The sequence below is a fragment of the Algoriphagus yeomjeoni genome, from assembly GCF_003259505.1.
Lineage (GTDB): Bacteria > Bacteroidota > Bacteroidia > Cytophagales > Cyclobacteriaceae > Algoriphagus > Algoriphagus yeomjeoni.
This window is the reverse complement of the sequence record NZ_QLLK01000003.1, coordinates 286,241-305,896: the sequence shown is the minus strand read 5'-3', so window position 1 is coordinate 305,896 and position 19,656 is coordinate 286,241. Positions and strand designations below refer to the sequence as shown.

At 39.9% G+C, this 19,656-nt stretch carries 18 protein-coding genes; 10 read left to right on the top strand and 8 right to left on the bottom strand.

Translation table 11 applies throughout. The annotated features are described in order from the left end of the window. Positions 1-152: 152 nt before the first annotated feature. From LV83_RS06895 to LV83_RS06880, 4 genes are all read left to right on the top strand, one after another. The gene (locus LV83_RS06895) at positions 153-644 is read left to right on the top strand and encodes an RNA polymerase sigma factor (protein WP_111610808.1); all 492 of its coding nucleotides are present in this window, start codon (positions 153-155) and stop codon (positions 642-644) included. Then, complete coding sequence (locus LV83_RS06890; protein ID WP_111610807.1) at positions 628-1,284, top strand: hypothetical protein; 657 nt, start codon at positions 628-630, stop codon at positions 1,282-1,284. Before LV83_RS06895 ends, LV83_RS06890 begins: the two co-directional genes overlap by 17 nt. 100 nt (positions 1,285-1,384) lie before the next feature. Further along, a complete protein-coding gene (locus LV83_RS06885; RefSeq protein ID WP_111610806.1) occupies positions 1,385-1,837 on the top strand; it encodes a hypothetical protein in 453 nt (150 codons plus the stop codon). Positions 1,838-2,087: 250 nt separating this feature from the next. After that, complete coding sequence (locus tag LV83_RS06880) at positions 2,088-2,396, top strand: hypothetical protein (protein WP_111610805.1); 309 nt, start codon at positions 2,088-2,090, stop codon at positions 2,394-2,396. An 11-nt stretch (positions 2,397-2,407) separates the two neighbouring features. Here LV83_RS06880 and LV83_RS06875 read toward each other — a convergent pair whose 3' ends face one another. The 3 genes from LV83_RS06875 to LV83_RS06865 form a co-directional block, all read right to left on the bottom strand. Then, positions 2,408-2,635, bottom strand: coding sequence for a hypothetical protein (locus tag LV83_RS06875; protein ID WP_111610804.1), 228 nt, complete (start codon positions 2,633-2,635; stop codon positions 2,408-2,410). 72 nt (positions 2,636-2,707) lie between these two features. Next, the gene (locus tag LV83_RS06870; RefSeq protein ID WP_111610803.1) at positions 2,708-3,037 is read right to left on the bottom strand and encodes a hypothetical protein; all 330 of its coding nucleotides are present in this window, start codon (positions 3,035-3,037) and stop codon (positions 2,708-2,710) included. 342 nt (positions 3,038-3,379) lie between these two features. Beyond that, positions 3,380-4,384: a hypothetical protein gene (locus tag LV83_RS06865; RefSeq protein ID WP_111610802.1), complete on the bottom strand. Its 1,005-nt coding sequence runs from the start codon at positions 4,382-4,384 to the stop codon at positions 3,380-3,382. A 121-nt stretch (positions 4,385-4,505) separates the two neighbouring features. On the opposite strand from LV83_RS06865, the gene LV83_RS06860 reads away from it, so the two are divergent. From LV83_RS06860 to LV83_RS06850, 3 genes are all read left to right on the top strand, one after another. Continuing rightward, complete coding sequence (locus LV83_RS06860) at positions 4,506-6,500, top strand: tetratricopeptide repeat-containing sensor histidine kinase (RefSeq protein ID WP_111610801.1); 1,995 nt, start codon at positions 4,506-4,508, stop codon at positions 6,498-6,500. Between the two features lie 88 nt (positions 6,501-6,588). Beyond that, positions 6,589-7,215: a response regulator gene (locus LV83_RS06855; protein WP_158530530.1), complete on the top strand. Its 627-nt coding sequence runs from the start codon at positions 6,589-6,591 to the stop codon at positions 7,213-7,215. Between the two features lie 47 nt (positions 7,216-7,262). Next, positions 7,263-8,267 (top strand): DUF1593 domain-containing protein, encoded by a 1,005-nt coding sequence (locus tag LV83_RS06850; RefSeq protein WP_111610799.1) that lies wholly within the window; start codon positions 7,263-7,265, stop codon positions 8,265-8,267. Here the strand turns inward: LV83_RS06850 and LV83_RS06845 are convergent. Beyond that, positions 8,239-9,417: a dicarboxylate/amino acid:cation symporter gene (locus tag LV83_RS06845; protein ID WP_111610798.1), complete on the bottom strand. Its 1,179-nt coding sequence runs from the start codon at positions 9,415-9,417 to the stop codon at positions 8,239-8,241. The genes LV83_RS06850 and LV83_RS06845 overlap by 29 nt on opposite strands. A gap of 243 nt (positions 9,418-9,660) precedes the next feature. Between LV83_RS06845 and LV83_RS06840 the strand changes: the two genes are divergently transcribed. Next, positions 9,661-10,959, top strand: coding sequence for an alpha/beta hydrolase family protein (locus tag LV83_RS06840; RefSeq protein ID WP_211320461.1), 1,299 nt, complete (start codon positions 9,661-9,663; stop codon positions 10,957-10,959). A 7-nt stretch (positions 10,960-10,966) separates the two neighbouring features. On the opposite strand, the gene LV83_RS06835 is transcribed toward LV83_RS06840, so the two are convergent. After that, positions 10,967-11,521, bottom strand: a complete 555-nt coding sequence (locus tag LV83_RS06835) for a DUF2911 domain-containing protein (RefSeq protein ID WP_111610797.1) — start codon at positions 11,519-11,521, stop codon at positions 10,967-10,969. Between the two features lie 171 nt (positions 11,522-11,692). After that, on the bottom strand, positions 11,693-12,412 hold the full coding sequence (locus LV83_RS06830) for a class I SAM-dependent methyltransferase (RefSeq protein WP_111610796.1): 720 nt from the start codon (positions 12,410-12,412) through the stop codon (positions 11,693-11,695). A 340-nt stretch (positions 12,413-12,752) separates the two neighbouring features. Here LV83_RS06830 and LV83_RS06825 point away from each other — a divergent pair, with 340 nt between their 5' ends. Beyond that, positions 12,753-13,433, top strand: a complete 681-nt coding sequence (locus tag LV83_RS06825) for a Tat (twin-arginine translocation) pathway signal sequence containing protein (RefSeq protein ID WP_111610795.1) — start codon at positions 12,753-12,755, stop codon at positions 13,431-13,433. Between the two features lie 327 nt (positions 13,434-13,760). Next, entirely contained in the window at positions 13,761-14,693 is a 933-nt protein-coding gene (locus LV83_RS06820) for a carbon-nitrogen hydrolase family protein (protein WP_111610794.1), read from the top strand. A gap of 100 nt (positions 14,694-14,793) precedes the next feature. On the opposite strand, the gene pgi is transcribed toward LV83_RS06820, so the two are convergent. Continuing rightward, on the bottom strand, positions 14,794-16,440 hold the full coding sequence (gene pgi, locus LV83_RS06815) for a glucose-6-phosphate isomerase (protein ID WP_111610793.1): 1,647 nt from the start codon (positions 16,438-16,440) through the stop codon (positions 14,794-14,796). Between the two features lie 288 nt (positions 16,441-16,728). Next, on the bottom strand, positions 16,729-19,506 hold the full coding sequence (gene acnA, locus LV83_RS06810; RefSeq protein ID WP_111610792.1) for an aconitate hydratase AcnA: 2,778 nt from the start codon (positions 19,504-19,506) through the stop codon (positions 16,729-16,731). Between the last annotated feature and the right edge of the window lie 150 nt (positions 19,507-19,656).

The following is a 19,656-nucleotide window of genomic DNA, read 5'->3' as shown; positions in this document are numbered from 1 at the left end:
TTCTATAGGGTATCTACCTTAGTAAGTGTTGTTAGAAACGAAAACAAGCCCAACCCAACACGCTGGACTTTCATCTGCTCTTGTTCTTTTAAAGAAAAAATTAATCTGGGTGTAATAATTTTTGATTGAAGCCACTAACCAAATAAAACGATTTGAGTCAGGATTTTTACAATACTTCTATAACGCCCTTTTCGGGAATAATCATCAAGCTTTGCCGGGCCTATACAAGTTCGCAGGAGGATTTCGAAGATTATTACCAAGAGGTCTGCTTACAGATTTGGAGAAGTAAGGATAATTTCAGAGCTGAATCAGAATGGAGTACTTGGGTTTACCGGATTTCTCTAAACGTCTGCCTGACCTTACTAAAGAAAAAGAAAAACAACACGCAGCATTTCGTGTCAGATTCCATGCCTTATCTGGATACAGTTGACAATCATGCATTTTCAGACGAATCATTGAATCTCCTATACGATGCTATTCGACAACTTTCAGAAATAGATAGAGCGATCATCATGCTTTATCTAGAGGAAAAATCATACAAGGAAATCGCAGACATCATTGGCACAAATTATAATAACATTGGAGTCCGTGTTCAAAGAATTAAATCAAGACTAAAGAAATTATTAGATGGAAAGATCAATTGAAAACATATGGAAAGAGGGTTTTCTGAAAAGTGACGCATTAATTGCGCCTAAAATCAATGACCTCTACGCTCAAAAATCCATTCATATCATCGATAAGTTCACAAGAATGTTCCGGATAAACCTGAAGGCAATTGTTGTATTTTCATTTGTCTTTCTGCTAATATCCTACCTAGTTGGAATCCCAATCATGGGCATTATATTTTTCGTAACGCTGATGGTATTGGTGGTCATTAACAGAAGTCTATTGAAGAGTCTAGAGACAATCGATAAAGGTGAGAACAGTTACGAATACCTTAAAAAATTTAATCATTGGATAAATAAACAGGTTGAAATCAACAAGCGAATAGCGATGTTCTTATATCCAATTTCTTTCATGTCCATTATTTTGGGTTTATGGTTTAAGGATGCAGAAGGAATGTTCCTTGGAGAAAGACTGGTAAATAAGATCATGATACAGTTTCCTGAAATAGATTTACTATTCGGAATCCCGACCCTAGGGATTGCGATTGTACTTTTGATTTTAGGATTATTAGCATTTTTTTCGGGTAGAATCTATATGTGGGATTTAAATCTTGTCTATGGAAGAGTCTTCAATAAAATGAAAGAATTAATGAGCGACCTGGAAACATTGAACAACTAACACTTGAAAATCAAATAGTTACATTCTAGTTTCAAAAAAAATATCTTTCCTGTGTAATATTTACTGATTTCTGCCACTAATCAAGAAAACAATAAATAGCATGAAAATTCAAGAAGCTTACGACATTGTTGAACGTTTAAAAAACAAGAGTTCATCGAAGTCCCAAATCAAAATCTACACGAGTTTCCTTCAAATCCTCGAGAAGCTAAAAGGAAGAGATTTTTCGACAGAAGAGATTCAAGCCATTGAAACTAAGTTGGATAATTTGACTTTGACTTCACCCCATGCTGATAACAAAAAACACTTCGGCAAAATCATCAAAGATTTTAAAGAATACTTGAAGGAAAACCATTCTCTCATCTCGGCAGGATATTATTCATCTTTAGGCGTATCCATGGGAGGCGCATTTGGAGTGGTGTTAGGAGTTCTTTTTGGCGAGCGCTTTGAAAGATCCTCAGGGATTGCGCTGGGCGTGAGTATCGGGATGCTAATTGGTCTATTTATTGGCCGCCATATGGACTCTGTAGCAGTAGCTGAAGGTAAAGTTCTTTAAATAAAAGTGTCTTGGGATAGTAGAGTTAAGGTTTTACGCTGATTAAAATATTCGCTGTTTATCTCCTCAATTCTACATTCCAACAAAGTAATTCCGCTGATTGAGGTCTCTTTGGCATGCTTTATCTGAACCCTAAAGGGCACATATAGGTTTGATAACTGATAGGCATACCTACATTGATATCAGGTTTAGTTAAACCATTTATTCAGTTATCACCTTAACTTTCCTATAAAGTATTTCACCTTACGATTTGAGAAAACTATTCATACCAACTATTGCTACTTTGATATTCATAGGCGGACTTATTTCGCTTCTGCTTCCCTTCGTACCCTTGGGTTGGTTGCTCATAGCACTTTCTTCCTTACTTTTGGCACCGTATTTTAAGCTGATGCGGAAGTTCATTGGATGGCTTGCTAAAATTGACAAAACGGGATTCGTAGAAAAAGCTGGACTGAAAGCTTCAAAACTATACGAATGGGCAGGAGAAAATCAGAGAGCTAAAAAATTGGAAACAATCATTGATGAAAATACCAGTGATAAAAATAGGAGTGCAGATTAAGAACTACTCTCCTATTTACTATTTTTATCACGCTCCTCATTATCTACCGTTTCTTCCTGAACATCATTTTTTAGATTGTTTTTCCGTTCAATTTCATTGAATTCATCGGACTTAGGAGGCCTCGTATCTCCAGTCTGTCCTGGAGTTTTTCGGGTAGTCCTTTTATCTACATCATGCTCCTTTTTACTCAGTAGAAATGCCGGAAATAATCCCGTTGGTTGGTTGTTAATGAAAAGCATATTTGTGGAAGTTAAATGGTTAGTAAAAATGGAAAGGGATTATGACTGAAGGAAGCGCCATGGCTAAATAGCTTACATTCCTTCTATCTCTTCTATAGGTACCCGCTTAATAAAATCATCGTAATATTGATTGTCCATGTCTGAATAAGTACCATACGCATTAAGTAAAAAACCTTTTTCTTCAGCGCTATGTAGTAAATATATCACAGCCATATCTGATGGATCAGATTCTCCCTCGAACCTATATACCTTCACAATCTTTAATTGCTCGGGTTGATAGATTTTGTCAGAACCGTCGAATGAACCTCCCGCACGTTTGACAGTTAATTCTTTTCCGTAGCCTTTGGCTGGCAGCTGATTTAATACTTGTGAGTAAGTTGTCATTGATTTGGAAGTGCTCATAAAGTTTGATGTTTGGTGAAAAAAACGGAATATCTATTTCAATTCTATCATACAAGACAGGTTCCATCGATGATTCTATTTCTTTAAAAGTTATAAAAATTTAAAAACCCTTTCAAAAACAATCTAGGGGAAGTATTCTAGAATTTTTGAATAGCCCGGCAGGCATGCGAAGGATTAGTAGATAGCGGCTGATCTACCCCAAAATGGGGACTTTAGAGAACTTTCTTTTCAGATAAAAGAACCCTCTTCCCAATCATTGTAATTAGGTGCTGGGACAAAAAATAAAGACCTTGATCTGCACCCAATCAGATCAAGGCCTCAGTATTTCGCTTACCTTCCAGATTAATTTCCCAGGCTAGCTATAAAATTATCTACCACCATACTCAAATACTCGTTCAGTGCCGCTTGAGTTTTAGCCTTATAAGCAGCTGGATCAGCTTTCACCTGGTGTGATACCTCCAGCTCTTTATCATTCGTGTAGGCAACACCCGCAAATGTGGTATTAAAACTCATATCAGGTGCTACATACTCCTTAAACTTCTTTTCTTCCATCACCCCTGGGATTTCAATCTTACCTTTAGGGCTATAGGATAATATAGTGTTGGCTCCAGAACCATTCATTCCACCTTTCCACACCACCCGAGCAGCAACTCTAGAGGTTTCAATTTTACCTCCTAAAAACCCTTCTGCTGATTTGGCTATTGCCACTTCTGGGATTTGATATTCTACCACGCCTTTCATCTTGGTAGCATCTGTTACATAAGAACTATTTCCCTCAATGGTCACAAACTGAAAGCTGATATTTGCTTCGAATACTGGAATATCTCCCAAATCTTTAGATAGAGCGGGTGTGGTATCCACGATAAAAGAGCCTTTGGTTTTCCCTTTACTATCCATTTTTTTGTAAAAAAAGTCAAACCCAGTTGGCACTGTGCTTACATAACCTAGGAGTTGAGCTTTGGAAGGATTCCCTCCTTGGGCTTTTGTCCAATTACTATAAAAATCAGTCTTTTCAGCCTCAGAAGAACTGACAATCTCGATTCCGGCATCAGTCAATTTTTTCACCAACATTGCATAAGCATTATCAGTGATTTCTTGCATAACATCTACATCAATTCCAACCATACCCACAGCCATTTCAGCTCTGGTTTTGCCACCCGAACTTGATTCGGAACTTGCAGCGATTAATTGGTAATTGATATTAAATTGATTCAGATAAATCTTCTTGGGAGCATCCTTCAATTTCTTTTCTCCATAGCTATTATCGCTAAGGTTTTTGCTAGTCACTAGCTGCCCATTTGCTATGGTGCAGACAAAAAAGGCAAAGATTAATAAAGTGTTTTTCATAGTTCAAGAATTTTATATTCTAATTGATACAAATAACTGAATTAAAAGCACTTGCTTCAATAAGGTTGATTAGGTATTTTGGCATACCTAATGGTAGGTATATAAGCTTAAACCAGCTGTCTTGAGACCTCTTTGTATTTTTATCCTTTGCCTATATAGTTTTGTTTCCTACGGACAAACAGAGCTGATCGACAGCCTTCAGAACATTTTAAATAATCAACCAGATGATTCGACCAAAGCTTCCGTACTGGGAGATCTCTGCTGGCATCTGAAATACTCAGATCCGCCAAAAGCGTTGGAATATGGGCACGAATCTATTTCCATCGCTAAGAACAATGGGTACCAAGCCTTACATGCGTATGCTTCTAATAATGTTGGCGTAGTTTTTTGGGCAAAATCAGATTATGATTCAGCAGCATATTACCTAGACAAAACCCGCGAATTATACACTTCATTAAATAATGAACGGGGTGTTGCAGTCACATCAGTGAATTTAGGATTGATCCTGCAAAATAAAGGAGACTATGACGCCTCCCTTGAATATCAATTGGAGGCACTTCGAATTATCAATAGCTTGGAAGATCAGGGTATGAAAGGAAGTATACTGACCAATATTGGTAATGTGCATTTCCTGAATGAAAAGTTTGACAAAGCAAAAACCTACTATTTCGAGGCCCTTGCGTTCAAAAAATCCTTGCCAGAAGATCAATTCAGACAGAATATTCAAAAGACCTTATTGAACATTGGAAATGTGTATGATCGCCTAGCTAATCAGGATTCCGCTATTTACTATTTTCAAGAGGCACTTCCTTATGCCCTTGATGCCAATGACACAAAGAGCCAAGCACTCATATACACAGATTTGGGTCATGCATTCTCAGAAATGGGAGATGTCAATCTTGCCAATAGCTATTTTGAAAAAGCTATGGCTATCTATTCCACTGGGAGCTATGAGAATGACTATGATTACTCTATCCTCCTTTATTCATTGGCTCAAAATGAACTCAAACGAAAAAACATCCCTGTAGCGATTAAATTCGCTCAGCAGAGTATAGAAATCGCTCAAAAATTGGAGAACCTAAATCGCTTAAAAGATGGATACGGCCTTTTAGCAGAAGTTTACGAAGCCAATAATCAATTTGGAGATGCGCTGAAAGCACACAAGTTTCAGAAAATATATGCAGACAGTCTTCTAAATATTGAGACCAACAAGGAAATCGCAGAGCTGGAAACCAAATACGAAACAGAAAGGAAAGACCAGCAAATCGTCTTATTAGACCAGGAAAACAGTATTCAACAGGCGAAAAACGAGAGAAATAACACCGTAATAGTAGCACTTACCCTAGTACTTTTGCTGATATTATTAGTGTTTTACCTTTGGAGAAAGCAAGCAAATATAAGTCAGGAGAAGGTGCTGAGCGAGCAAAAAACCAGACTACGGGAAGCTCAAATTCAGGCAGTTATCTCCAGTGAGGAAAAAGAAAGAAAGCGTTTTGCATCTGACCTTCACGACAGCATGGGGCAATTGGTAAGTGCTTTGACGATGAATATCCAAGGCTTGAAAGGCACTAGCAATGACCCTTTGGTACGAAACGAGATAGTCGATAATTCTACGGTTTTGCTAAATGATATTCAGCGTGAAATACGAAATATCGCCTTTAACCTAATGCCTCAAGTACTGACAAATGAAGGCCTGATTCCAGCATTGCAGGAATTAATTGCCAGGATCAACAAGTCAAATCAAGTAATTGCAAAAGTGCAGGTATTTGGGATAGAGGAGCGATTAAATGAGGTTTTTGAAATCTCGCTCTACAGAATTTTGCAGGAATGGATATCGAATATTTTGAAGTATGCCGAGGCAAGCGAGGTGTTGATTCAATTTACAGCCCATGAGGAAGAGGTCATTATCACGGTGGAAGATAATGGGAATGGATTTGATCTAAGCACCTTTGAAAACAGCAAAGGAAATGGCTGGAGAAATATCAATACCAGATTGAATCTCATCAAAGGATCCTTAGATATTGATACCACCGTAGGCAGAAAAAACACCATGCTTACCATTACTATCGACAAGTATCTTGCCTTCAAAAGGACTGAGGCAGAGATGAATACCTAGTCATAGGTATTGAAATAAACAGTAAACGCAGCGTACTTTGTAATAAAAAATGCTGAGTTTATTTAAAAGTAGGACTGAAAAACTGACGATGAAAAAGTACCGAATACTTTTAATAGATGATCATAAGATATTGCTGGAAGGCACCCAAAGTCTTCTGAGTGGCTTGGATGACTATGAGGTTTCGGCAACTGCCAGTAATGGACAAAGAGCTATTGAACTTCTAAAAACACAAGATTTCGAAATACTAGTAACAGATTATGAATTGCCAGATTTTTCAGGTTTGGAAATCATCAGAATCGCTCATTCAATTAATCCAGACATCAAAGTTATCGTACTTAGCATGCATGATGATCCTTCGGTAGTGAAGGGACTTCTAAAAGAAAACATCGATGGTTTTGTATTGAAGAATGACGCTCATTCTTCTTTAATGCAAGCTTTGGATAAAGTTACTTCCGGTAAAAAATATTTCAGTGACGAAATCTCAGAGATACTGGTCAGGCAGCTTAATAACCCACCAGAAAAAAGTGATCTTTCACCTCGGGAAACAGAAATCATTAAACTCATAGCAAGGGATTTTTCTACCAAGCAGATTGCCGAAGTGCTCTTCATTAGCGAAAAAACAGTAGAAACTCACCGTAAAAATATACTGCGAAAGATCGATTGCTCCACTTTGGTAGGCTTGGTCAATTATGCACATTCACATAATCTTGTGTAGATTTTTTACCCGCTTTCTTACTTGAAGTTTTAAGGACACTTTATATCATGATTTCTAAGAACGTATTTTATCTTTCACTTTTCCCTATTGCTCTCCTTTTCTTTGGACTCACTTCCTGTCAGCAGGTAGTACCAAAAAACAGAATTATAGTCTCTACAGATATTGGAGGAAGTGACCCAGATGATTACCAATCACTCGTTCATCTTTTCCTTTATGCAGATACATTGGAGATAGTGGGTATAGTTTCTTCTCCTCCTTTTGACGGGCGAAAAGAGCATATTTTGGAAGTAATTGATGCGTATGAAAAAGATTATCCAAAGCTCATAGCTCACTCAAAAGCGTATCCTTTTCCTGATCAGCTTAGGTCAGTTTCAGCTCAGGGGGCAATCGAAACACAGGAAGGTTTAACGCCTACTTCTGGTATCTCTGAGGGTGCAAAGTTGATTGTAGTGGAGGCAAAAAAGAAAGATTCAAGACCACTGTACCTGCTTGTTTGGGGATCATTGACAGATGTTGCTCAGGCGCTACATTTTTCTCCTGACATCAAAGATAAACTACGAGTGTATGCTATCGGGTCTTGGAATACCCTGCAAGACACCAGTGCCAGAAATTACATTTTCGAACAGCATCTTGATTTATGGTTCATAGAAAACAATACCACATTCAGAGGAATGTATATGGGTGGATATCAAGAAGAGGATTTCGGAAATGAAGGCTTTGTAAGCGAGCACATCCACAATCATGGAGCCTTAGGAGATCTTTTCTATGAAAAGAAAAAAGACATCAAAATGGGTGATACCCCATCAGTTCTTTACATGCTTCATGGAGACCCATCAGATCCGGAAAGTGAAAGCTGGGGAGGCCAATTTATCAAAACTGATCATAGCGAAACTTACTGGACAGATAATCCCGATCCTTCTTTGGTAGAAAACAAGCGGAATGGCGCCAAAACCGTAAATAAATGGCGGAAAGAATTTCTTACAGACTGGAAAAATAGAATGGATATTTTGAATAGCTCAGTGATTAAGCAGCCGCATTTTCCTTCTCAGTAATCTTATCTACTACCAATGCGATAGCCCCATCGCCAGTAACATTACAAGCCGTACCGAAACTATCCATCGCGATATACAATGCAATCATCAAACCAGTCATTTCCTCACTGAATCCAAGCATAGACTGAAGTATAGCAATGGCTGCCATAATCGCCCCACCAGGAACTCCAGGAGCAGCAACCATCGCTATACCTAGCATAAAAATAAAACCTGCAAACATCCCAAAATCAAAAGGAACTCCCTCCAATATCATCAAAGCCATGGCACATGCAGTGATTTTCATGATACTTCCAGAAAGGTGAATTGTTGCGCAAAGGGGAATCACAAAACCAGCGATCTTCGGAGAAACACCATTTTTCTCAGCTTGTTCCAGAGTGACCGGAATCGTAGCAGCAGAGGATTGCGTACCTAAAGCTGTAAAATAGGCCGGCATCATATTAGCCAAAAGGCGAAAAGGGTTTTTCTTTACAATCGCCCCTATTATCACATATTGAAGCAAAAGCAGGAAAATATGCATGGCGAAGATTACTCCAATGATATTTAAGAAAACGGAAAGTATGGAATATACCTGCCCGCTGTAGGCCATATTGGCAAAAATTCCCAAGATAAAAATTGGCAAAAATGGAATGATTACGTTCTCGATTACTTGCATGATGATCGTTTCAAAATCTTTTACCACCTTTTTCAACGTGGAATTCTCTTGGTATGAAAGCCCCAAACCAATCACAAACGCCAATACCAAAGCAGACATCACATCGATTACAGCAGGAATGGTTATACTGAAATAGGGCACCAGATCTTTTCCTCCATCAGCCACCTCAGCCACCTCATTCACATGTGAAGCTAGGAGTGAAGGGAAAATAGTAGAAGAAGTGAAATAGCTCATAAAGCCGGAGAAAAGCGTAGACCCATAGGCAATAGCCGCGGTAATCAACAATAATCTCCCGGCCCCTTTACCCAGGTCAGATATGGCTGGCATAATCAATCCGAGAATGATCAATGGAATAGCAAAATTCAGAAATTGCCCAAAGAAAGCATTGAAAGTGGTAAAAATACGATTGATGGATTCTGGCAGGTAAAGACCAAAAACTATCCCTAGTACAATAGCGATGAATACTTTGAAGAGGAGATTGGAGAATATTTGCTTCATTGATGCTTGGAATTCTTTAGGGAAAGGAAAACAGCCTATTTTTTTGAATCGCTAAGATATAAGAATAGGATTTTAGATTAGAACCGATTAAAATTTATTCAAAAGCCAAGATTCAAGACACATAAATGTTTAACATAATACACTGGCAGTAAATTTTTAACCTTTTCTCTTTCAAATTGCTCAGCACCAGGACTGTCAAATCAATTTCATTTAACATATTGAGAGAACAATAATCCCCAAACCATGCTTAGAACTCCTTTGAAAAAAATATACCTACCGTTTACAATTGTGCTGTCCATCAACTTTCTAGCTATTGCTCAGGAGCCACCAAAACTAGTCGCAGGTTTCCCTGTCAATTACGACGAAGAGGCCATTCCTCCTTATACTTTACCTGAGTTGCTCACCCTAGAGAATGGTAAAAAAGTTACTAATTCAGAGATTTGGATAAAAGAAAGAAGACCGGAGCTGTTGAATTTCATTGCAGAACTTCAGTATGGAAAAACTCCTCCAGCTCCAAAATCAATAGACTATGAAGTTTTTGATAAGGAAAGCGAGGCATTAAACGGCAAGGCAATTCGCCGGCAGGTTAGAATATATTTAACAGAAAACAGCAAAGACCATCCCATGGATTTGCTCATTTATTTACCCAAGAATTCTACCGAAAAAACACCCGTTTTCTTCACCATTTCTTTTACCGCCAATAATCTTTCCGTCGACTATCCAGGAATACGAGTTGGTGAAATCTGGAATAGAGAAGGCAAAAAAGTCAAGGCTGATCAACCAACTGCTTTTCGGGCTACCAACGTGGAGCAATTCATTGATGCTGGATACGGTTTCGCCACGGTTTACTATGGTGACATAGATCCAGATTTCAAAGGTGGTTTTGAGTTTGGAATACGCAAGGAATTCCTGGGATCTGGTGAAACCAAGCCACAGGCCGATGAGTGGGGCACAATCTCGGCTTGGTCATGGGGACTAAGTAGAGCCATGGACTATTTTGAAAAAGACGAGCAGATTGATGCCAGTAGAATTGCGCTTATGGGAGTTTCCCGCTTAGGAAAAACCGTGCTTTGGACAGGAATTAGAGATACTAGATTTAAAATGATAATAGCAAGTTGCTCAGGAGAAGGTGGGGCTGCAATTGCCAGAAGAGATTACGGCGAAAACATTAAGCACATGTCTGATTCCTCCAGGTATGGCTATCAGTTTTCATCAAACTATCAAGCCTATTCCACCCATGTGAATGATTTCCCTTTTGATGCTCATGCACTTGTAGCGATGATCGCCCCAAGGCCTTTATTGCTGCAGACAGGAAATACTGATTACTGGTCTGACCCAAAAGGTGAGTTTATTGCTGCTCAGGAAGCCACTGAGGTCTATGAACTTTTTGGTGAAAAGGGTCCAAAAAACAATGAAATGCCTGCTGCCGGAGACACTTCATTGCTGGAAAATAAACTTGGGTACTACATGCATGATGGTGGGCATGGTACTATTCCCTCCGACTATCCTGTCTTCATCCAGTTTATGAAGAAGTTTTTATGAGTTAGGATCAGTAAGAAACAGGGATTTCTACCATCGTCTGATCCCAGCCCAATCGCATTACTGCTGTATTATTTCCTAAGTCTTCAAATCGAATCGAAAATGCCTCCACAGTTTTCGGGAGCGACTGAGATTCGACTGTGAAACGGGTCACATCTTTGCTTTCCTCATACTTAAATGCTCCCCAGTAATCCAGATCAGAACTGATAATGATAGTCCATTCTGTTTCTCCTGGAATTGCAAATAGAGAATAAGTACCTGCTTTGAGCGCTTTGCCACCTATTGTCAAGTCTTTGAATGCCTTGAATTCTACCGCTTCATTAGCTCCCACTCTCCACACTTTCCCAAATGGAACAATTCCTCCAAAAACCACTCGATCAGACTTGTTTGGTCTGCTGTAGTATACTTTGGCTATTGCTTCTTCTCCCGCTTTACGATCATGGGCAAAATTATCCGGTAAGTAAGCGACATCCATTGGGCTTTTATCTGGGCCTCTGAAATCCTGAGCATGGACTAAGGTGGAAAAACTACCTAAAAGAATTAGAAAGAAAACAAGGAATTTCATAGAGATATAGTATTGTTAGAAGTGAAGCAAATTAGTCAAATTAAACTAAAGCAATTCCGCCATTCCTGTAGATTCTCAAGGCAAATACAAGGAAAAGCGACCTTAGCTTTTACCTGAGTAAATTCAATCCTTGACTCAAATTTGCGCTCTACACGAGATTGGCAGCTTTACTTAATCAGCCTTTTCGAAGATCAAATAATGCTGAATTGGTAAGAATTTTCCATTTTCTACAAATTCGAATCCATTGGCTTTAAGCTCCTTTTTGGCCTGCTTTTCAGTCATTTTATGAAGTGGCTTAATTGCAATACTAGGATCCTCGCCCTTATATTCCAGCAATAAAATCTTTCCGTCTGGTTTGAGAGCCTTGTAAATTGCACTGAGCATTTCCCGCGGATAAGCCAGCTCATGATACACATCGACCATGATTACCAGATCGATCTCGCCTTCAGGTAAGTTGGGGGACTTCTCAGTTCCCAGCACCGGAATTACGTTTGCAATACCAAGTTCTTTACTTCGGTTTTTAATGTAAGTAACGGCATCCTGCTGAATATCTACCGCATAAACCTTCCCTTCTGACACCAAAGGAGCTATTCGAAAAGTATAATAGCCAGAACCTGCTCCTATATCTGCAAGGACACTATTCGCATCAATAGGTAGATTCTTCAAAGCCAAGGAAATACCTTCTTCCCGCTCCCGCTCAGCTCTTTCCAGCCAGGCTTTCCCAGCAAAACCCATCACCTGGGAAATCTCTCTTCCTAAATAGACTTTACCAGTACCATCCCGGCTTGCATCTTTGAAAGTGTATGTGGCATCGCTTGTTGTCTGAGCCTGACAGGAAAAATTGAGGCAAAAAATGGTAATAAATAGAAAATAGAAAATTGATTTGTTCATATGTACTTAATTATACCTTATCTAACTGATTACCTAATCGCTTGTTTCAATTTGAAATGCACTTTTCCCTTTTAATTGAACAAGCGAAAGGCTTGAAGCTAAAAATAGAATAGTATTATTTTAAGAATTTACAATTCATCTTAGAAATGGTAATTACTCTAATTAGATTTTCAATTAATTGAAAAGTCAACTTTAGATCAAGCACAAACTAACTCCAGATTAACACGCTATAATTCAAATATATAATAGAATTAACCAGTTAAAATAGTTATATTCATTAATTAATTTTTTAAAAGCCCTTAGTTCAGATTAGTATTTATTTAACTTAAATTATTTTTATATGAAAGATCAAAATAGTAATTCTCGAAGAAATTTTATCGAAAAAATTGCACTTGGCTCAGCTGTAGGAGGCCTTGCTGGGCTAGCGAATCCCGCCTTGGGAAACCCAGCAAAAGACAGTGAAACTTCACTGCACGAAGCAGATGAATGGTTCAAAAACATCAAAGGCACTCATCGAGTAGTGTATGATGGCTCCACTCCACATGATGGCTTTGCGATTATTTGGAATTGGGTATTTTACCTTACTAACAATCAAACTGATAGCCCGGATTCTGATATCACTGCAATGACCGTTCTTCGGCATAGCGGAGTTGGTTTTGCTCTAGAAGATTGGGTTTGGGCAAAATACAAGCTTGGAGAAGCATTGGATGTACAAGACCCAGCTACGGGTAATCCTTCCTTGAGAAACCCATATTATGATCCAAAACCGGGAGATTTTCCAATGCCACAAATTCAAGGAATAAAAGATCTTATAGGTAGAGGCGCTATGTTCTGTGTTTGTGATCTAGCCTTGCAAGTAAATAGTGCAGGAATTGCTGCGAAAATGAATATGAAAACAGAGGATGTTTATGCCGATATGGTCAAGGGTGTACTGCCAGGAGTCAACCGAGTACCTTCAGGAGTTTGGGCTTTAGGAAGAGCTCAGGAACATGGATGTGCCTATATTTTCGCAGGTGGTTAGGAGAATATCAAAAGGGTTTTATCTATCATACAAAATCACGGTTTTCCTAAGGATCGTGATTTTGCTTTTTATATCTGACCTAGTCTATAGCCTTAAATACCTGAACTTGATACAACTAAATAAATTAGGATAATTGACAAGGCTAACTTTTTCAAAGGGTTTATTTATACAATTATCTACCAAGACGAAAGCTTATTCTAATCCAAAGCTCAATCCATTAAACTAGAAATACGAGGACACCTACAAAAGGCTAGGTGGTTTTTACCTATACTCTAGATAAAAAAGGCTTGAGGTTTTAGCAATCGTAATTGCTATTTTAGTAAAACTATGACTAATAATAAAATCGTTAAAGTTGGCGTGGTGCAAGCCACTCCTGCCCTATTTGACCTTGAGAAGTCGGTAGATTTGGTTATTTCTTGGATTGAAAAAGGTGCAAATGATGGATGCCAATTGCTGTTGTTTCCAGAGTCATTCATCCCCTGCTACCCAAGAGGACTGGATTTTGATGCGATCATCGGAAGACGCACGGACAAGAGTAGAAACCAATGGTTAGATTATTGGAACAATAGCGTAGAGGTCTTTTCCGAAAGCATAAGAAAGATCAGTGAAGCAATCCAAAAGGCTAATCTTTTTGTCGGCTTAGGCATAACAGAAAAAGAAAGCATTGGCGGATCTCTCTATTGCTCTTTGCTGTATTTTGACAATCTAGGCAAACTGATGGGCACGCACAGAAAATTAAAGCCTACAGGGCTGGAGCGCTACATATGGGCGGAAAGTGATGGAAGTACATTAGTAAGTTTTGATACTCAACTAGGGAAAATTGGTGGGCTACTATGTTGGGAAAACTACATGCCGCTTGCACGGATGGCAATGTATAATCAAGGTGTGGAAATTTACCTTGCCCCTACTGCAGATTCTAGGGAATCCTGGCAAAATTCCATGCAGCACATCGCATTAGAAGGACGCTGCTTTGTTTTGGCAGCTAACCAATTTGTACGCAGGTCAGATTATCCAGAAAAATACCAAGATGATTTGAAAGACGAACCAGAAATCATGAGTTCAGGTGGAAGTGTGATTATTTCACCTATGGGTGAGATCCTGGCTGGACCACTTTGGAATGAAGAAGGGCTGCTGATTGCCGAGTTGGATTTTTCAGTTTTGGCAAAAAGTAAATTAGACTTTGACGTAGTCGGACATTATTCGAGAAAGGATGTGTTTAACTTCGAGGTCAATAAGCAGCCTGATATTCTAAAAAGTTAGTGCCTGCACTAGAAAAAGTAAATCCCGACTCTTTTTTAGAATCGGGATTTTGTTTTCATTCCTCAACCTCGGTCTGATAGACGCAGGCCATGGAGAATTATTACTTTCTCATTTTCTTGTAAGCATTGATCAAGCCATTGGTGGAGCCATCGTGTGCGGTAACTTCCTCGTCTCCTTTGAGCTCTGGAAGAATACCAGATGCCAGCACTTTGCCTAGCTCGACTCCCCACTGGTCAAAGCTGAAAATATCCCAAATCACACCCTGCACAAAGATTTTGTGCTCGTACATGGCAATCAAAGCCCCTAGTGTAAACGGTGTAATCTCCTTCACCAAAATAGAGTTGGTAGGACGATTTCCTTCAAAAACCCTATGAGGAGCAATTTTTTCGATTTCCTCTGCTGATTTACCAGCGGCTTTCATTTCTGCTTTTACCTCTTCCAGAGACTTACCGTTCATTAGGGCTTCTGTCTGCGCAAAGAAGTTAGAAAGCAACTTCTGATGATGGTCTCCTATAGGATTGTGGGAAATCGCTGGTGCGATGAAATCACAAGGAATCAAATGCGTACCCTGATGAATCAACTGATAAAAAGCATGCTGACCATTTGTCCCAGGCTCACCCCAGATAATAGGCCCTGTGGTATAATTCACCTTTTCACCGGAACGGCTTACGTATTTGCCATTACTTTCCATATTTCCCTGCTGGAAATAGGCTGCAAAACGGTGCATATACTGATCGTATGGCAGGATCGCCTCAGAACTTGCACCTAGGAAATTGGTATTCCAAATACCTATCATCGCGAGAACAACCGGGATATTGCTATCAAACTGAGACTGGCGGAAATGCTTATCCATAGCATGTGCACCTTCCAAAAGCTTTTCAAAATTATCAAAACCCACGGTGCAAGCAATCGGCAAACCAATCGCAGACCAAAGGGAATATCTTCCTCCTACCCAATCCCAAAACTCAAACATATTGGCGGTATCAATCCCAAATGCCTCTACTGCCTTGGCATTGGTAGAAAGTGCTACGAAATGCTTCGCCACTGCAGATTCATCCTTTGCATGTTCCAAAAACCAATTACGCGCAGAATGCGCGTTGGTCATAGTTTCCTGCGTGGTGAACGTCTTGGATGCAATAAAGAAAAGTGTGGTTTCCGGATCTACTTTCTTCAGCGTTTCCGCGATATGAGTTCCATCCACATTAGAAACGAAGTAACATTCAATGTCCGGGTTTTTGAAAGGCTTCAATGCCTCTGTCACCATCACTGGCCCAAGGTCAGAACCTCCAATCCCGATATTCACCAGTGATTTGATCGGCTTGCCAGTATAGCCTAGCCATTGCTTATTCTGGATCTTGTCAGCAAAAGTCTTCATCTTTTTCAAGACAGCTGAGATATCTTCCATGATATTATGACCATCCAGCACTACGGCCTCATCAGCAGGACTTCTTAATGCTGTGTGCAATACAGCTCTGCCTTCAGTGACATTTATCGGCTTTCCTGTGAACATGTCTTCGATTGCCACGTCCAGTTTGCACTCAACAGCTAGGTCAAACAGAGACTTCATGATATCCTGATTCAGCCTATTTTTAGAAAAATCGACCAAAATATCTCCCATTGTTAAACTCATGCTATCAAAGCGACCCTGCTCCTCAAACTGAGATAAAATAGTCATGTTTTTATGATCTTCGGCAAGCTGCTGCAGCCTTGCCCATGCAGGCGTTTTGGTAGGATTAATTGCGTTCATCGGTTCTTAGTTTAAAAGGAATGAGTCACAAAAATAAGGTTTATCTTCCGGGATAAAAGGGATTTGGATTAAAGTGAAAACCTACATTATAACTCCCCCAAAAAAATGGGAGAATACCCAGCGATGGAAATACCTTCAAACATTAATAAGTTTTAAAAATCCTTTAAGACATCAAAAACCCGCCATTTCTGACGGGTTTTGCTTTCATAAAAAGATAAAATTACATAAGGGAGATTCAACTCATGCTACAGCGAGCATCGGTCACCCGGCATCAAACATCCAACTCTTCTAATCCTTCAAGAAGTCTCTCAGCACATAATTCAAGATCCCTCCATGCTTGTAGTAAGCAATCTCTACTTCTGAATCTAATCTAGATAGCACTTCGATTTTCTTCTGCTGAGAATCTGATTTGACTATCACCTGAAACTTTTGAGTTGGAGTTAATCCTGATTCAATTCCAAGAATACTGAACTCCTCTTTGCCTGTTAAGCCTAAGCTCTCGGCATTTTCTCCCGGCAAGAATTGAAGTGGTAAAACGCCCATTCCTACCAAGTTACTCCGGTGGATACGCTCATAACTTTCAGCGATTACGGCTTTGATTCCCAACAAAGTGGTTCCCTTTGCCGCCCAGTCACGGGAAGATCCCGAGCCATATTCTTTTCCTGCCAAGACAACTAAGGGAATTGATGCTGCTTGATATTTTTCGGATGCTTCGAATACACTCATTTCTTCCCCGGAAGGAGCATAAGTAGTAAATCCACCTTCTTGAGTACTCAATTGATTTTTGATCCGCACATTGGCAAAAGTACCACGAACCATTACCTCATCATTTCCTCTTCTCGAACCGTAAGAGTTGAAATCAGGTCGCTCCACTCCGCGACCATTTAGGTATTTACCTGCTGGGGTGTCTGGTCTAAATGATCCTGCTGGAGAAATATGGTCTGTCGTAATCGAGTCACCCAATTTCAATAAAACACGTGCATTTACTATATCTTTTGCCTCCGGCACATCAACTGAAATTCCTTTGAAGAACGGAGCCTCTTTGATGTAGGTACTGGTGTCGTCCCAAGGGTAAATTTCCCCTTCTCCAGACTGCAATTCCTTCCAGATTTCATTTCCTTCGAAGATCTCTCCGTAGCTTTTCTCATAATCATCCGGAGTAAGGACTTTTCTAGCTACCTCGGCTATTTCCTCATTTGTAGGCCAGATATCCTTCATGTAAACCGGTTCCAAATTTGGATCGTAGCCAATTGGTTCGTTATATAAATCCACGTCCACTCGTCCAGCGATGGCATAGACCACCACCAGCATAGGTGACATGAGGTAATTCATTTTCACTTGCGGGTGTACTCTCGCCTCAAAGTTTCTATTCCCAGAAAGCACAGAAGCTACCACCATGTCATTATCTTCTACTGCTTGCGCAATATGTCTAGGAAGTGGACCTGAATTCCCAATACACGAAGTACAGCCGTAACCTACCGTATGGAATTTCAATGCTTCCAAATCTTCCAGTAGTTCAGCTTTTTCTAAGTAATCTGTCACCACTTTTGAACCTGGAGCCAAGGAGGTTTTCACCCATGGCTTCACGTCCACGCCCAATTCCCTAGCTTTTCTGGCAACCAAACCTGCTCCTAGCATCACAGAAGGATTCGAGGTATTGGTACAGGAAGTAATCGCCGCGATCACGATGGAGCCATCATAAAGTTCGAACTTATCATTGTGAAGCTTTACAGAAACTGATTTCAAGCCGTTCTTGATTTTCGTTTTAATCTCTGTTTCAGCCGGTGCTTTGGCATCTGACTGATCTTCTGTCTGCCCTCCTCCTTCTTCTACGAAACGGGCAACTTCTTCTCTTTTATCAATTGGGATATAGGTTCTACCATGTACGGAATGTAGCAATTCTTCAAATTTTGGCTTGAAGTCCCTTACCAAAATCTTGTCCTGAGGACGTTTTGGACCAGAAACTGTAGACTCCACTGTTCCCAAATCCAACTCTACCACAGAACTATATTGGATCAAATCCTCGTCTTTTCTCCAAAGTAAATTTGACTTGCAATACTCTTCTACCAGTTTGATCTGATCTTTTGAACGGTTGGTTTTTCCCATATAATCCAATGTGCGATCATCAATAGGGAAATACGAAACTGTACAGCCAAACTCAGGAGACATATTGGAGATCGTGGCGCGATCCGGGACCGAAAGGTGATCCAAACCTGGACCAAAGACCTCTACAAATTTGCCCACTACCCCATGTTTTCTCAGCAATTCGGTTATGGTCAGCACCATATCTGTAGCGGTTGTACCTGCTGGTAATTTGCCTGTGAGCTTCAACCCTACCACTTCCGGCATAATAAAATAAATCGGCTGACCAAGGATCGCCGCTTCCGCTTCTATTCCTCCTACTCCCCAACCGACTACGCCAATACCATTCACCATAGGAGTATGAGAATCTGTACCAACTAGCGTATCTGGAAAAACCATCCCATCCCGCTCAATTACTCCCTGAGCCAGATATTCAAGATTGACCTGATGGCAAATCCCCATCCCTGGAGGAACTACTGAAAAATTATTAAAAGTCTTTTGGGCCCATTTCAGGAATTTGTAGCGCTCCGAATTTCGCTCGTACTCCTTTTCTACATTTTTCTGATAACTATAATTTGTACCAAAGTAATCCACCTGCACGGAGTGATCAATCACCAGATCCACTGGAATCAAAGGATTAATTGTGCTAGCGTCCTTGCCTTTTCGCTGCGCCTCAGATCTTAATGAAGCGATATCTACTACAGCAGGTACTCCTGTAAAATCCTGCATCAGCACTCTGGCTGGTTTGTAGGGAATATCCTTATCCGAGGGTTTTGGTGACCAATTGATCAGCGTATCCAGATGCTCCTTTGTAATCGCGAAGTCATCAAAATTCCGTAATGCATTTTCCAAGAGTATTCGAATAGAAAAAGGCAAGTGCTTTACAGGGTGCCCACTTGCTTCAAGTTTCTCCAAACTCCAATAAGTATGTTCACCAGTTGAAGTTTTTAGTGTAGTTTTAATTTGGTACGGGTCTTGGCTCATGGTAAAAAAGGATTTAAGTGAAAAAAGGATCCAATGTAATAACTCAAATTAGCGTGTTTGGATTCCATTGAGGCTAACTTTAAGTCCCAAATTCCTGCCAAAACAACACTTAATTTTACCATATTGAATTTAACTTAAGATAATTAAACT